The sequence below is a fragment of the Kribbella aluminosa genome (assembly GCF_017876295.1).
GTDB classification, from domain to species: Bacteria; Actinomycetota; Actinomycetes; order Propionibacteriales; family Kribbellaceae; genus Kribbella; species Kribbella aluminosa.
In genome coordinates this window covers 1,659,211-1,673,915 of record NZ_JAGINT010000001.1, presented here as the reverse complement: position 1 = coordinate 1,673,915, position 14,705 = coordinate 1,659,211, and the positions used below count along the sequence as shown (strand labels likewise).

12 protein-coding genes are annotated in these 14,705 nt (G+C 68.7%); 6 read left to right on the top strand and 6 right to left on the bottom strand.

Annotated elements, in window-relative coordinates:
* Positions 1–1,411 precede the first annotated feature (1,411 nt).
* A complete protein-coding gene (locus JOF29_RS08285; RefSeq protein ID WP_209693634.1) occupies positions 1,412–2,581 on the bottom strand; it encodes an epoxide hydrolase family protein in 1,170 nt (389 codons plus the stop codon).
* A gap of 82 nt (positions 2,582–2,663) precedes the next feature.
* Between JOF29_RS08285 and JOF29_RS08280 the strand changes: the two genes are divergently transcribed.
* The gene (locus tag JOF29_RS08280; protein ID WP_209693633.1) at positions 2,664–3,269 is read left to right on the top strand and encodes a CGNR zinc finger domain-containing protein; all 606 of its coding nucleotides are present in this window, start codon (positions 2,664–2,666) and stop codon (positions 3,267–3,269) included.
* A gap of 48 nt (positions 3,270–3,317) precedes the next feature.
* On the top strand, positions 3,318–4,883 hold the full coding sequence (locus JOF29_RS08275) for an HNH endonuclease signature motif containing protein (RefSeq protein WP_245357500.1): 1,566 nt from the start codon (positions 3,318–3,320) through the stop codon (positions 4,881–4,883).
* A 744-nt stretch (positions 4,884–5,627) separates the two neighbouring features.
* Here the strand turns inward: JOF29_RS08275 and JOF29_RS08270 are convergent.
* The 4 genes from JOF29_RS08270 to JOF29_RS42835 all read right to left on the bottom strand — a co-directional run bounded on the left by JOF29_RS08270 (position 5,628) and on the right by JOF29_RS42835 (position 9,455).
* On the bottom strand, positions 5,628–6,455 hold the full coding sequence (locus JOF29_RS08270) for a carbohydrate ABC transporter permease (RefSeq protein WP_209693632.1): 828 nt from the start codon (positions 6,453–6,455) through the stop codon (positions 5,628–5,630).
* Positions 6,452–7,375, bottom strand: a complete 924-nt coding sequence (locus JOF29_RS42840) for a carbohydrate ABC transporter permease (RefSeq protein ID WP_209693631.1) — start codon at positions 7,373–7,375, stop codon at positions 6,452–6,454. The genes JOF29_RS08270 and JOF29_RS42840 overlap by 4 nt, the downstream gene beginning before the upstream one ends.
* Before the next feature lie 18 nt (positions 7,376–7,393).
* Entirely contained in the window at positions 7,394–8,794 is a 1,401-nt protein-coding gene (locus tag JOF29_RS08260) for an extracellular solute-binding protein (RefSeq protein ID WP_209693630.1), read from the bottom strand.
* 190 nt (positions 8,795–8,984) lie between these two features.
* Complete coding sequence (locus JOF29_RS42835; RefSeq protein WP_245357499.1) at positions 8,985–9,455, bottom strand: hypothetical protein; 471 nt, start codon at positions 9,453–9,455, stop codon at positions 8,985–8,987.
* Between JOF29_RS42835 and JOF29_RS42830 the strand changes: the two genes are divergently transcribed.
* The 4 genes from JOF29_RS42830 (at position 9,427) to JOF29_RS08240 (ending at position 14,060) form a co-directional block, all read left to right on the top strand.
* Complete coding sequence (locus tag JOF29_RS42830; protein ID WP_245357498.1) at positions 9,427–10,044, top strand: hypothetical protein; 618 nt, start codon at positions 9,427–9,429, stop codon at positions 10,042–10,044. The two genes, JOF29_RS42835 and JOF29_RS42830, sit on opposite strands and share 29 nt — an antisense overlap.
* Before the next feature lie 63 nt (positions 10,045–10,107).
* Positions 10,108–10,704, top strand: a complete 597-nt coding sequence (locus tag JOF29_RS08250) for a TetR/AcrR family transcriptional regulator (RefSeq protein ID WP_209693629.1) — start codon at positions 10,108–10,110, stop codon at positions 10,702–10,704.
* Between the two features lie 78 nt (positions 10,705–10,782).
* On the top strand, positions 10,783–11,568 hold the full coding sequence (locus JOF29_RS08245; protein WP_209693628.1) for an ABC transporter ATP-binding protein: 786 nt from the start codon (positions 10,783–10,785) through the stop codon (positions 11,566–11,568).
* Positions 11,565–14,060, top strand: a complete 2,496-nt coding sequence (locus tag JOF29_RS08240; RefSeq protein ID WP_245357497.1) for an ABC transporter permease — start codon at positions 11,565–11,567, stop codon at positions 14,058–14,060. The genes JOF29_RS08245 and JOF29_RS08240 overlap by 4 nt, the downstream gene beginning before the upstream one ends.
* On the opposite strand, the gene JOF29_RS08235 is transcribed toward JOF29_RS08240, so the two are convergent.
* Positions 14,061–14,681 (bottom strand): NADPH-dependent FMN reductase, encoded by a 621-nt coding sequence (locus JOF29_RS08235; RefSeq protein WP_209693627.1) that lies wholly within the window; start codon positions 14,679–14,681, stop codon positions 14,061–14,063. It lies immediately after the preceding gene.
* Between the last annotated feature and the right edge of the window lie 24 nt (positions 14,682–14,705).

The window sequence follows — 14,705 nt, the reverse complement described above, 5'->3', positions numbered from 1 at the left end:
GCCGCCTCTTGCCGCCTTCGGCGGGTGCACATACGGGTGATAGATGGCGGAGGTCGATGGCTCCGCCTGATGTGGTGACGGACACCGCTCCGCGGCGTCAACTCTTCTGGCCGCCTCCGGCGGCAGGCGCACGAGGCGATCGCGGGGCTGAGGTCGACGGCGCGAAGCGTCGCGGCGCTCAACGACGCCACCCTCGGCGCCCGCCACAGGTCATCGTGAGGCGGAGGTCTCCAACGCCGCGAGCTCTGGTGGCGCAGTAAAACGACACCGCTCCGCGGCAGCAGTTCTTCGGGACGCCCCCGACGGCGGCAGTTGCTCTGGCACCCCCGGCGGCGGCAGCTGTACTGGCACCCCCGGCGGCGGCAGCTGTACTGGCACCCCCGGCGGCGGCAGCTGTACTGGCACCCCCGGCGGCGGCAGCTGCTCTGGCACCCCCGGCGGCGGCAGCTGCTCTGGCACCCCCGGCGGCGGCAGCTGCTCTGGCACCCCCGGCGGCGGCAGTTGTTCTGGCGCCTCCGGCGGCGTGCTTGGGAGGTGGTGGTGTAGCTCAGGTGAGTGGTCCGGCTCGCTGCAACTGCCGTTCGGGGGTTATCCCCTGATGTTGCCCCTTCGCCCCTGGTATGCAAGGGGCGAACGGGCAACACGATGGGTGAACCCCTCGTCTTGCAGGCAGATCCCGCACCGAAGGACCGCCGCAGCGGCCGACCCTCCACGGATCTGGGCTTGTGCGTGCGCCACAAGTCCCGAGAGAGGCAACGCCGTGGGCCGGAGCAGGCGGCGATCGACCGGCGTCACCCAGCCCGCCACCCAGCCCCGTCCACGCAGCCGCGTCCACCTAGTACTACAGCCGGACTTTGCGATGTCCCCCCGGTCCGGACGTGCAGCACTCAGCAACCGCTGGCCGCCGTCCAGGAGCAACCGCCGGCATCGGCGCCCGCCGCCAGTGCAGCAGGGTTGATGAGTGCGGGAGATCCCCCGGGGACCGTGTCCGCGGATCCCGGCAGATCTCCGGCACCATTTCGGCACGGCGAGTTGGGGAGGATTTCCCGCCCGATTCGGCACAACATCCTCCCCAACCCGGACCTACGTCCGGCCCCGAGCTCCGCCATCCACCCACACGGTGGGGTGTACAGCGGCGAGCTGGTCTACCGCTGCCACGCCACCCTCGACGCCGTCACCAACGCACGAGAATCGACCACACCCACCACAACCACGCCACACCGACCGCCGACCGCCGACCGCCGACGACCAGCTGATCCCCCATACCTGCAACGAAATCCGCCACCTCACCGCGCCCGACTCTGCAACTGCCGACGCCGAAAAAGGTCACGCCCTACGGCTGCAGTACTAGGCGCGTTCACCTGCCGCGTCCACCTAGGCACATTCACCAGGCGCGTTCACCTAGGCGCATTCACCGATTGGCGGCAAGTACCGCCGCGAGGCCCGCTTGGAGGTCTTGGACGAAGTACTGCGGAACCTCCAGCGACGGGAAGTGTCCGCCGCTTTCCGGCGAGCCCCAGCGGACGATCTGCCGGTACCGCTCCTGCGCCCACGGACGCGGATACTTCTCGATGTCCCGCGGATACACACTGAGAGCCGCCGGTACGTCGACCCGAAGCTCGGGGTCCAGCGAGTTGTGGCTCTCGTAGTAGATGCGCGCCGCCGACGCGCCGCTCCGCGTCAGCCAGTACAGCGTGACATCGTCAAGAACCCGATCTCTGGAAATCGTCTCGAACGGGCTGTCCTCGGTATCCGACCACTCGGCAAACTTGTCCAGGATCCACGCAAGCAGTCCGATCGGCGAGTCGACGAGCGAGTAGCCGATCGTCTGCGGCCGGGTCGCCTGCTGTTTCGCGTACGCCGCGCGGTGGCGCCAGAAATCGCGGGTCTCCGCTGTCCACCTGCGCTCGTCCGCCGTCAGCCCGTCCGTCGTCAACCCGGGCGGCCCCTCCGCGAACGTCGAGTGGATCCCGAGCACGTGCGCCGGAAACCTGCCGCCGAGAACCGTGGTGATGTTCCCTCCCCAATCACCGCCATGGGCGACGAACTTGCGGTAGCCAAGCCGTCCCATCAGTTCCACCCACGCGGCCGCGATCTTCTCGGTCCCCCACCCGGTCGCAGCCGGCTTGTCGCTGTAGCCAAACCCCGGCAGCGACGGAACCACGACATGGAACGCCGGCGCCTCCGCATCCTCAGGATCCGCCAACTCGTCCACGACATCGACGAATTCGGCGATGCTGCCCGGCCAGCCGTGCGTCAAGACCAGCGGAGTGGCATCGGTACGCGCGGATCGTCGATGCAGGAAGTGGATCCCCAGACCGTCAATGGTCGTGCGGAACTGGCCGATGCCGTTGAGGCGCTCCTCGAACGACCGCCAGTCGTACTCCGTGCGCCAGTAGTCCACGACCTCGACGAGGTCGGCGAGCGGAACGCCCTGATCCCATCGGCGAGGATCGGGCCCCGCGCGATAAACCGTCTCGACCTCCGGCAGCCGCGCCGCGGCCAAGCGCCCACGCAGCTCGTCGAGGTCAGCGTCAGATGCATGCGCTTCAAATGCTTGTACGTCGCTGGCTGTGGACATGAGACCTCCCGACCATCGCGGAACCGGCTAAGACGGTTCTAACATGCCCTTCCGGCTGGATGCAACCGGCTAAGGTGGTTCCATGCGCGCAGAGTTCCCCGACTTTCGCCTCGGCACCGTGCTGGCCACCAGCTTCACCGCGACTCTGACCGAACGCTGCGGCGAACCTGTCGAGCGCATCCCCACGCCCGAACGACTCGTCGACTGGCTGGCAGTGAGCGGCCTCGCGGTGGACTCCTGCACCCCCACCCAACTCGAACTAGCCCGGGACCTGAGGGAATCAATCCACGCCGCCGCAACAGCAGCCGCACTCCAAGACGCTCTCCCGGCATCCGCCGTCCAGGTCATCAACGACCGCAGCACCCACGGCCGAGCCGCGGCCATCCTGACGCCAGACGGCAACCGCCAATGGCAACTCGACTCAGCTTCCCGTGTCGAAGACGCCCTCAGCGTCATCGCCGCCGACGCAATCAGCATCATTTCCGGCGAACGAGACGGAAAGCTCGCCCTGTGCGCATCCCCAACCTGCCAAGCCGCCTTCTTCGACACCAGCCAAAGCCGCACCCGCAGATGGTGCGACATGAACACCTGCGGCAACCGCCAAAAGAAAGCCCGCTTCAACGCCAGCCACCGCAAGCGAGCGGAGCGCCCCGCTCCGGCTCCGTTGTCGAAATCCCCGGAAAAATAAGGGGGTTCGCTTTGAGAACTGTCGGAGGCGGCGGCTAGAGTTGTTGGCATGGATGTTCTCGGTGGACGCTCGGTGGTTGCGTTGGGCAACCATGAGGTGATGCCTGCGCTCGACGCGGTCGACGCCGAGATCATCCGGCTGCAAGGGATCCGGCTGCAACTCGTCACCCGCGCCGAGGAAGACGGCCACGCCCAGGAACTCGGCGCCCGCGACACCGTCGAGCTGCTCAACCTCCGGCACCGCCGCGACCGCTCCGAGGCCTGGCGCGACGTCCGCCTGGCCCGCGTGTTGCCCAAGTACGGCGCGGTCGGTGCCGCCCTGGCTGACGGGATCCAGTCCGGCGATGGCACGGTGCGGCTCATGCAGACCGCGCACGCGTTCGCGATCGTCACCGAACTCGAACGGATCCGCTCGCGGGTTGCGGTGGAGGACCTGGACGTCGCCGAGGCACAACTGGTCGGGCTTGCCGCCCACCTCACTCCCAAAGAGCTGCGGGCCGCGGCCAGAGAGCTGTGCAACCTGCTCGATGCTGACGGCGTCGAACCGGAGGAACACAAGGCGTACGCGCGGGAGTCGCTGACGTTGACCACGGCCGAGAACGGCGTGAAATTCAGGGGCTACCTCGCCAACGAGAACGCCGAACTGCTGCGCGCCATCGTCCACGCCGGCGCCCGCCCCCACAAAACCGTCGACGGCGAACACGACCCCCGGTCCCGCGACAAGCGCCAGGCCGACGCACTCACCACCGCACTGACGGTCGCCGCGAACGCCTGGGACACCGATACGGCCGGGCACGGCGCGAAAGCGACCATCACCGTCACCATCGACCTCGACGACCTCACATCAGCCACCGCCGACGCGACCGGCCAAACGGTCTACGGCGACGCCCTGTCCGCCGCCGCGATCCGCCGCCTGGCCTGCGACGCCAATGTCATCCCGCTGGTCCTGGGCTCCACCTCCGAACCGCTGGACGTCGGCCGCCGCGAACGCCTGGTCACCAAACACACCCGGCACGCCCTGAACGCCCGCGACCGCGGCTGCGTAGTGTGTGCCGCGCCGCCGGTCATGTGCGACGCCCATCACCTCACCTCCTGGCTGGACGGCGGCCCGACCGCCCTGACCAACCTCGTGCTGCTGTGCCGCCGCCACCATGTAGACCTCCACACCGGCCGCTGGCACATCACCACCACCAACGGCAAAGTCCACATCGCCCGCCCCACCTGGGCCAACCCACCAAGCACCAACCCACCAAGCACGAGCCCACCAAACACCAGCCCACCGGCACGCGCTCGCATCGCACAACCCGGTCCCCCAGCCGGTCAACCACTGCGCGACACACCCAATACACCCAACGCATCGGACACACCGGGCACACCCGGCACACCCGAGCCACCAGGCGCCGTACCCGCATGCCCCGACGATCCCGACAACCAACCCAGACCACCCGAACCCCACAAGCCGCCAGACAACCCCTGGGGCGACACAGACGTGCCCGACCAACCAACCCGCTGGAAATCCGACGAAGCAACCCTCACCGCCGCAGCCCGCTTCGCCGTCTGGGGCGACCGCACCGCGGAGCCCGCCACCGGCCCACCATCTTTCGCAACCATCTGACCCCCACCGAACCCGCCACCCTCTGACCCCCACCGAGATCAGGCGATCGCCGACCTCGGCGCGAGGGTCAACACACCGCCATCGGCGCTCAACAGCCGCGTTCGACGGCTGCGGTCGTTCTGCGACTATCAGAGTCGCGCAGCAACCGGTCCTCGGCGTCCAGCACCTCCGCGGTCAGCGGCGCCGGCCGTTCTGTCGGTATCCAGCACGCGGGCCTACCGACCTGCGCACGCCACCACCGCGCCCGCCAAGGGCCGCACACTGCCACCGCGAAGCCGCGCCCGTGACCCATCCCCACTCCGTCACCAGAGCACCCGGCGCCGTCCACCTCCGCACGCCACCAGCCCATGCACCTGCCGCGCGCAGCCCCGGCCTGATTCGCCGGAGTCCTGCACAGCTGCGGGTTCCTCACCCCCATCACGGCACCCGGCGCCGTCCACCTCCGCACGCCACCAGCCCATGCACCTGCCGCGCACCGCCCGGCCGGATTCGCCGGAGTCCTGCACAGCTGTGGGTCCCTCACCCCCATCACGGCACCCAGCGCCGTCGAGCTCCACGCGTCACCAACCCCGGCGCCCTCAGCACCTCACGCGCGCACCGCCGGAGGCGGCAGCAGGCAGTCGGCGCGGAGCGGTGTCCTAACGCCCGGCATGCGGCGGCGCGGCCTGGTGTGCAACGTGATCCGGAACGGCGACGTCGTCTCGGTCGCCGGTACCTGGCTTTCGGGGGCGGAGGGCGTGGGGGTCAGCCCTTGATGGCGCCGCCGAGGGCGAAGGCGCCGCCTAGCTTTCGGCTGAGGAGGAGGTAGAGGAGGAGGACGGGGGTGGTGTAGATGAGCGAGTACGCCGCCAGCTGGCCGTAGTTGGGTTCGCCGTACTGGCCGAAGAACGTGAAGATGCTCACCGAGGCCGGCAACCGTTCAGGTGACAGCAGCAGCATGAAGGGGACGAAGAAGTTGCCCCACATGCCGATGAAGGTGAAGATCAGCACGACCGCGATCCCGGGCCACATCAGCGGCAGGACGATCGCCCACAGCGCCCGCATGTTGCCCGCGCCGTCGACCCAGGCTGCCTCTTCGAGCGAGATCGGTACGCCGTCCATGAACGTCTTGGTCAGCCAGATCGCGAACGGCAGCGCGGCTGTCGCCATGAACATGATGGTGCCACCAAGGGTGTCCACCAGGTTCAACTGCACGAACAACCCATAAACCGGCACCATGACCGCAGTGATCGGCAGCCCCGTGCAGAACAGCACCGTCAGCAGGAACGGCCGGTTGAACCGAGTGCGGAAGCGCGACAACGGATAGGCCGCCAGCACGGCACACACCATCGTCAGCAACGCGGCCCCGCCGCACAGCACGATGCCGTTGAACACCGGACGGTACGTCGTGTCGGTGTTCAGCACCGCCTTGAAGTTCTGCAGCGTCGGGTGCGTCGGGAGCTCGACCCGCAACCCCGCCGTCCGGTTGATCGACGCGAACAGCACCCACAGCAGCGGCAGCACGAACAAGATGCCGATGGCAAGCAGTACCAGGTTCGACGCGAGCTTGCTCATCCGGTCGCGGGCTATCACGCTGCCTCCGAGTTGAGTCCACGCAGGTAGATCAGCGAGAAGACCGCGCCGATCGCCAGCATCACCAGCGCGATCGCCGTGCCGTAGCCGATCTGGGAGAAGCTGAACGCCTGCTCGTACATGTACAGCGGCAACGTCTGGCTCTTGGTGCCGGGGCCGCCGCGGGTCATCGCGTAGATCAGGCCGAACACGCTCAGCGTCTGCAGCGTGATCAGCATCAGGTTGGTCATGATCGCGCGGGTGATCATCGGTACCGTCACGAACGCGAGCCGCCGCCACCCGCCTGCGCCGTCCATCTCGGCCGACTCCTCGATCTCCTTCGGGATCTCGCTCAGCGCCGCGGAGTACACCAGCATCGAGAACGCCGTACCGCGCCAGATGTTGGCCAGCGACACCGCGATGATCGGTGCCCCGTACAACCAGTCCTGGCCGGGCAGGCCGACCGCGTGCAGTATGACGTTCAGCGTGCCGTTGTCGTTGAAGAACGCGCTCAGCAGGTACGCCGCGACCACCTCGGGCAGTACCCAGGCGCCGATCACCGCCGTACCGACGAAGTTCCGCACCACCTTGGTCGACTTGCGCATCAGCAGCGCGAGCCCGAGGCCGAGCGTGTTCTGGCCGATGATCGCGGAGATCAGCGTGAACACCAGCGTCAGCCAGATCGCGTTCGTGAACGCGCCGCTGCCGAACGCCTTCCGGAAGTTGTCCAGCCCGACGAACTTCACGTTCGCCGCGCCGGGCCCGGTGAGCGCCATGTTCGTGAACGCGGCGTACACGCAGTAGAGGATCGGGCCGGCCAGGAAGACCAGCATCAGTCCGATGGCCGGCGAGAGCGGCAGCATCCGGACGAGTTTGGCCCCCCGCGGCCGCTTGCCCGTTGTCGGGGCAGCGGCCGCGGTGGGCGCGACAGTCGTCGTCACAGGGGAGAAACCTCCGGCCTACTGGCCAGTGCTCTTGGTCGTCGTACTGTCCTTGCCGCCGACGATTCCCTCGACCGCCTGGTCGTAGTTCTTCGCGGCGTCGTCCGGCGAGGACTGCCCGGTCATCACCGACTCCATCGCGGTGATGATCTCGTTCGACACCTTCGGGTACTCCGGCAGCGCCGGTCGGTACACGGTCACCGACACCAGGTCGGTGAAGAACTGCGTGCTCGCCGAGGAGGACTTGTACGCCGCGTTCGAGGCGACGTCCTTCCGTACGGCGATCTGCGCGCCGTCGGTGGCGTACTTCGCCGCGTTCTGCGGGGTCTGCAGGGTCTTGATGAAGTCCCAGGCCGCGTCGGGAGACTTGGCCTTGGCCGGAATCGCCCAGGTCCAGCCGCCGGAGAGGCTGACCTTGCCCTTGCCACTACCGTCCTGCGTCGGCATCGCGGTCTGCCCGAGCACCGTGCTCCACTGCGGCCACGGCTTGGCGCCGGACTTCAGCCAGTTGCCGTAGATCCAGGAGCCGTCCAGGTCGATCGCCAGCTTGCTCTGCGGAAGCAGCTCGGTGCCGACCTTGCTGCCCATGTTCGGGCTGAGCGCGTCCTTCGGCGACGGCGCCAGGCCCTCGGTGAAGACGGTCTTGACGAAGTTCAGCGAGTCCTTGAAGCCCTGGCTGCCGACGACCCACTTCTTCTGGTCGTAGTTGTACAGGGTGTCCTTGGTGCCGTAGAGCAGCATCTCGAAGCCCTGCATGGCCGAGCCCTCACCCATCGGCTTGCCGGAGTACATGTTGAACGGCGTCACGCCCGGCACCTTCTGCTTGATGGTGCGCGCCGCGCTGAGTACGTCGTCCCACGTCTTCGGCTGCCAGTCGGCCGGCAGTCCGGCCTTCTGGAAGATCTGCTTGTTGTACCAGAGCGCCCGCGTGTCGGTGCCGTCCGGTACGCCGTACGTCTTGCCGTCCTGGCCCTTCGCCGCGCCCTTGGCGGTGTCCTCGAACTGGCTCCACTGATCCCAGTTCTTGATGTAGTCGTCGAGCGGCTTCAGGTACCCCGCGGTGATGTCGGAGTTGATCAGGAAGGTGTCCTCGTAGACGATGTCCGGCGCAGTGTTCGGCGACCGCATCATCAACTGGATCTTGGTGTAGTAGTCGTTCTCACTGGCGACGACCGGGACGATCTCGACCTGGGACCCGGGGTGCGCGGCCTCGTACTCGGACTTCACGCCGGTGAGGAAGTTCTTCATCACCACGCCCGGACCCCACTGCTGGTACGCGATCTTGATGTGCGCGGGACCGGCGCTCTGCGAGCTGCCGGCGTCCGGCTGCTTGGTCGTCGAACCCTGGCTGCAGGCCGACACCGCCAGCAGCAGCGCGCTCGCGACCGCGGCCACTGTGAAACGTTTCCTTGACTTCATCAGGTCCACCTTCGGGCAATCGTTGTCATCCCGGTACTACGACCCAAATCCTGCGGGCTTTTCCGCGACCGTAGGAGTCCCGGTCGGCCCAAGTCAATGCTTGACAGACAACGTTGTCGCCGCAGTCACGCGGTAACGCGGTGACCGGATAGTAACGATCCGGTCACCGCGTTTCCATACCCCGGCTTTGTCAGGCCGCTACGGCTCGCGCCTCATGACGAGCCGGTACGGCGCGGCGCCGGCCGCGGAGTGTGCCGAGTCCGCAGAACAGCAGCCCGGCGAGCAGCCAGCAGCCCAGTACGACGAGCGGCCGCCCGATCCCGGCGCCATCGAAGAAGCTGACCGAGCGCAACGCCGTACCCGCGGCTCCTGGTGGTAGCAACTGGCCCAGCGTGCCCCAGCCGCTCGGCAGCATCTCGGGGGCGCTGGTCATTCCGGAGAGCGGGTTGCCGAGCAGCATCATCACGGCGCCGCCGAGCGCGAGGCCCGCCGTACCGAGCAGCCACTCGAGGCCGAGCAGGGTGAGGCTGATGGCCGCGATCGACAGCGCGATCACGCCCGCGTTGCCGAGGTAGCTCCCCTCGAACGAGCCCAGCCAGTACTGCAGTACGGCGGCCAGCGCGAGCCCGCCGGTGACGGCGAACGTGATCGCGCCGATCATCCGCTTCGACCCGGACCGCACCAACTGGGTCAGTGCTCCGGCGGCGATGATCCCGCCGAGTACGAGCGGCAACGCACCGGCGGCCAGGGCCGGCGCCGCGCGGGTCGTCCTTCGGCAGCGGCACGACGTCGGTGACCAACGCCCCGCCGTCCGGGTGCATCCGCCCGGCGAGCTGCGTGAGGATCTGCGCGACGGCGGGCCCGGCCGCCGACGCGGTCAGTACTTCGGGTTGCGGCGAGTCGAGCACGATCGCGCCGTACGCGTCCCGGTCCTTGATCCGTTGCACGGCCGCCTGCCGATCCGGTACGGCGGCGAGCTCGAAGCCGCCCGGGACCGCCTGGTCGAGCGCGGTCCTCACCTGCGCGACCGCGGGCGCCGGGCCGGCCACGGCGAGCGGGACGTCACGCGGTTGGGACCGGGCGGACGGCCAGGCGAACGCGATCAGGAACACCGTGAGGACCGCGGTCAGCAGCACGATGACGGCGATCAGGGGCGGCCGGCGACGGGCGGCCGCGTGCGCTTCGGTGGTCATGGCGGGACTCTCCCTCGGACAACTCTGAGATTAAAACCGAATGATCGTTCTTTATGATTCCGAGCGTGGCAAACGGGTCGTCGGCTTGTCAAGAACGGACATTCGTTTTATGTTGCGGACGTGCCCAAGGTCACCGAGGAACACCGGCTGGCGCGCCGTGCGCAGATCGTCGCGGCGGCCCGTACCTGTGTGCTCGAGGAGGGCTTCCACAAGACGACGATGGCGGACGTGATCCGCGCGTCCGGGCTCTCCGCGGGCGCTGTCTACGGGTACTTCAAGAGCAAGGAGGAGATCGTCGCGGCGATCGCCGAGGACGCGCTGAGCGCGATCGACGAGCTGTTCGAGAAGATCCTCGCCTCCGAGGGTCCGCTGACTCCACTGACCGCGCTGGAGGCGGCACTCAAGCACGTCGTGGTGATCGCGGAACGGCCCGGCGGCGACGTCACCCGGGTGGCGGTGCAGGCCTGGGCCGAGTCGCTGCGAAACCCGGCGGTCAAGGCGACCGCGGTGGACAAGTACACGCAACTGCGCGAGCACTTCGTGGCCGTCGCCCGGCGCGCCCAGGCCGACGGCACGGTCGACGCCGACGCGGACCCGGCGTACATCGCGCAGGTCCTGTTCGGCACCCTGCCCGGGTTCATCATCCAGCGGCTGCTGATCGGGGACGTGACACCCGAGAGCTACACCGAGGGACTGCGGGCGCTGCTGCGTTCGTAGCGGGGTGGACTTTCACCCACCTCGTACGGCGGTCCAGCACCCTCGGCCGGTACGCCGTTGCTCCGTAGCGTCGACGGCATGAGGAAACGGACGCAGGAAGCAGTCGACGGGACCGGGTACTCGGTCGTCCTGCAGGAGGTACGTCGCGTGTACGGCCGCGGCGGGAACGCGGTGACGGCGCTGAACGGGATCTCGATGAAGTTCGCCCCCGGGACGTTCACCGCGGTGATGGGGCCGTCCGGGTCCGGCAAGAGTACGTTCCTGCACTGCGCCGCGGGGCTCGACCGCCCGACCTCGGGCAGCGTGTCCATCGACGGGCAGCCGCTGGCCGGGTTGAGCGAGCGGAAGCTGACCGAGCTCCGGCGGGAGCGGATCGGGTTCGTGTTCCAGTCCTTCAATCTGCTGCCCACGTTGAACGTCTGGCAGAACGTCTGCCTGCCGCAGGAGCTCGACGGCCGCCGTACGGACAAGGCCGCCGTACGCCAGGTGCTGGAGCGCGTCGGCCTCGGTGATCGGTACAACCACCGCCCGAGCGAGTTGTCCGGCGGTCAGCAGCAGCGGGTCGCGATCGCCCGTGCGCTGGTCGCGCGTCCGGCGGTGATCTTCGCGGACGAGCCGACCGGTGCGCTCGACACCCAGACCGCTGCCGACGTACTCGAACTGCTCCGCGAGCCGGTCCGGACGCAGGGCCAGACGGTGGTGATGGTCACGCACGACCCGGTCGCCGCGTCGTACGCCGACCAGGTGGTGTTCCTCGCCGACGGCGTACTGGCCGGCAGCCTGACCGAGCCCACCGCGGAGCAGGTGGCCGACCGGATGACGCACCTCGGCGCCCGCTCGAACCTGCAGGTCGTGGCGGGATGATGCGGCTCGCGCTCCGCACGTTGCGCTATCGCAAGAGTGGATTCCTGGCGACGTTCGTCGCGGTCGTCTTCGGTACGGCGATCGTGATGGCGTGCGGCGGCCTGATGGAAACCGGCATCCGCTCGAACGTCGAACCCCAACGCCTGGCCGCATCCGCCCTCGTCCTCACCGGCAAACAGTCCCACCTCCGCCCCGGCGCCGAAGACGCCACTCCCCTCCCCGAACGCGTAGGGGTCCCGGTCAACCTCCTCCCCCAAATCCGTTCAGTACCAGGCGTCACCTCCGCCACCGGCGACTACAGCTTCACCGCCACCACCACCGCGGCCGCGCGCGGCGCGAGCGCGGCGCCGACGGTTGCCGAGGGCCACAACTGGTCGTCGGCGGTGCTTGCGCCCTACCACCTCAGTGCTGGGCGTGCGCCGCTGTCCGGGGAGGTGGTTGTTCCGTCGGGGACGATAGGTAGGTCCCTCACGTTTCTGATCAACGGAGAACCGCGCACCTTCACCATCAGCGGGCTGGCGGGCGGCCCGGCGGGGCACGCGTTCTTCTCCGACGCTGATGCCGCACACCTCGTCCGCAATCCGGAGCGCTTCGCCGATGTCGGCGTACAAGTTGCTCCCGGCACCGACCTCGACGCCGTACGGAAGAACCTGCAGGCGATCGACACCGACCTGACAGTCACCACCGGCGTCGACCGCGGCCTCGCCGAGCACCCCGACGCCGAATCCCACCGGACCGCCCTGATCGCGATCGCCGGCTCCTTCGGCGGTATCGCGACCATGACGATGATGTTCGTCGTCGCCTCCACGCTGGCCCTCGCCGCGCAGCATCGCGAGCGCGAGTTCGCCCTCCTCCGCGGCATCGGCACCACCCCCGGACAGGTACGCCGGATGATCCTCGGCGAAGCCCTGCTGGTCTCGCTGCCCGCCGTCGTACTCGGCTGCCTACCCGGCATCTTCCTCGGCCGCTTCCTCTTCGACCAGCTCGGCGCCCACGGCGTCGCCTCCCCGGTCATCGAGTTCTCCCAGGGCTGGATCCCGTTCGCCGCCGGCGCCGGCGCCGCAGTACTCGCCGCCATCGGAGCGGCCCTGATCGCCGCCCGGAAGTCCGCCAAGATCCGCCCGATCGAAGCCCTCGCCGAGGCCTCGCTGCAACGCAAATGGTTCAGCTGGATCCGTCTGTTCCTCGGCCTGGTCGCTCTCGGCGGCGGACTCGCCCTGCTGATCGTCACCGCAACCGTCATGAGCGGCCCGCTCGCCGCCTCGACTGCCGGCCCGTCCGTCCTCTGCTGGGCAATCGGCGTCGCCCTCCTCGGCCCGTTCTGGACCAAGTCCGTACTGGCGTTCTGGCGCTGGCCGATCCAGGCGCTGACCCGAGTCAACGGACGCCTCGCGATCCGGAACCTCTCGGCCCGCTCGGTCGCCCTTTCGGCAGCAGTAGTCCCTGTGATGCTTGCCGTCGGTATCTCGACCGCGAACCTGTACATGCAGACCACCCAGGTCCACGCATCCTCGGAGGCATTCACCCGCGACCTCCGTGCAGACGCCGTACTGGTGTCGGACGCCGGCCTCTCCCCGAAGGTCCTCCAACAGGTCCGCGCAGTACCCGGCGTCGCGAGCGCCTCGGCGTACGTCCGCAGCATGGGCGCCGTCGACGACCCGCGCAACGCCCCGTTCGACGAGGACGGTGTACCGGTGGTCGGCGTCGACGCACAAGGTGCCGACGGTACGGCGCCCGTACGACTGACCGCCGGATCGCTCTCCGGCCTGAGCGGGCTGACGGCCGCCGTACCGGACAGCATGGCGTCCAAGACCGGCCGCGGCGTCGGCTCGGACATCACGATGACGCTCGGCGACGGGACCACCGTGAAGCTGCGGATCGTCGGGACGTTCGCCGCCGAACGCGGGTACGAAACGATCATGCTCCCCGCGTCACTGGTCGCCGCGCACACCACCGACGGTCTCACCAAGCAGATCCTGGTCCGCGCCTCGCCTGGTGCCGACGTACGACCGGCGCTCGCCAGACTCGCGGCCGTCCACCCCGGCGTCCAGGTGGCAGACCGCAGCGCACTCGTCGCCACGAACGTCGAGGACCTGCAGACGCAGGCGTGGGTCAACTACATGCTGGTCGGCATGCTGATCGCGTACACGGCAGTCTCGGTCGTCAACACGCTGGTGTCGACGACCCTGCGCCGCCGCCGCGAGTTCGCCCTCCAACGGCTGACCGGTTCCACCCGCTTCCAGGTACTACGGATGCTCACCACTGAGAGCACACTGGTCACGCTGATCGGCATCACGCTCGGTACGGCGGTGGCGCTGGCCTGCCTGCTCCCGTTCTCGTCCAAGGTCTCCGGCAGCGCGATCCCCACCGGTCCCGCCTGGATCTACCTGGCCATCGCAGGCGCAGCCGCCGTACTCACCTTCGGCTCCACGCTCGTCCCGGCAACCGCCGCCCTCCGCCACTCCCCCACCCACCCCACCCACGCCGACTAGCTAGCGCGCTGGTGTGGGTTCGGGGACCGGCTGGAGAGCGATCGTCGTGGCCTGGATGATGACGGCGTTCGTCCGGATCCAGGTGGAGAGGACGACCTGCAGGTCCTCCAGGTCGCGCTCCTCGAGGATCACGCCGGGCACCGGGACGCTCGCGCCCAGCTCGGCCAGGACCGGGCGCAGGTGCTGGTCGGCGAGGAGCTTGTGGCTCGGGGCGGCGGACACCGTCACCGGGATCACCACCGCACCGGCCAGCGCCGAGGGCCGCAGTACGTCGAGGAAACTCTTCAGCAGGCCGGTGTAGCTGCCTTTGTAGACCGGGGTCGCGACCACGATCACGGACGCGGCGGACACCTGGTCGACCGCGCTCTCCAGCGCGGCCTGCGCGTCGGCGTCCGCGTGCTCGCCCTGGAAGATCGCCGGCGCGAACGTCACCAGGTCGATCAGCTCGTCGATCCGGTACGGCGTACCGAGCTCGGAGGCGAGCAACTCCGCGACCGACGCCGCGGCGGCCGCCGTCCGCGAACCGGCGCGCGGATTACCCACCACCGTGACCACGGCCTGCGGCCACACCGGTGACCCGGCCTCGGGCCCACCCTGCGACTCGAACGCGACTGACGGCATCTGACCCATCTCCTGAATCTCGGC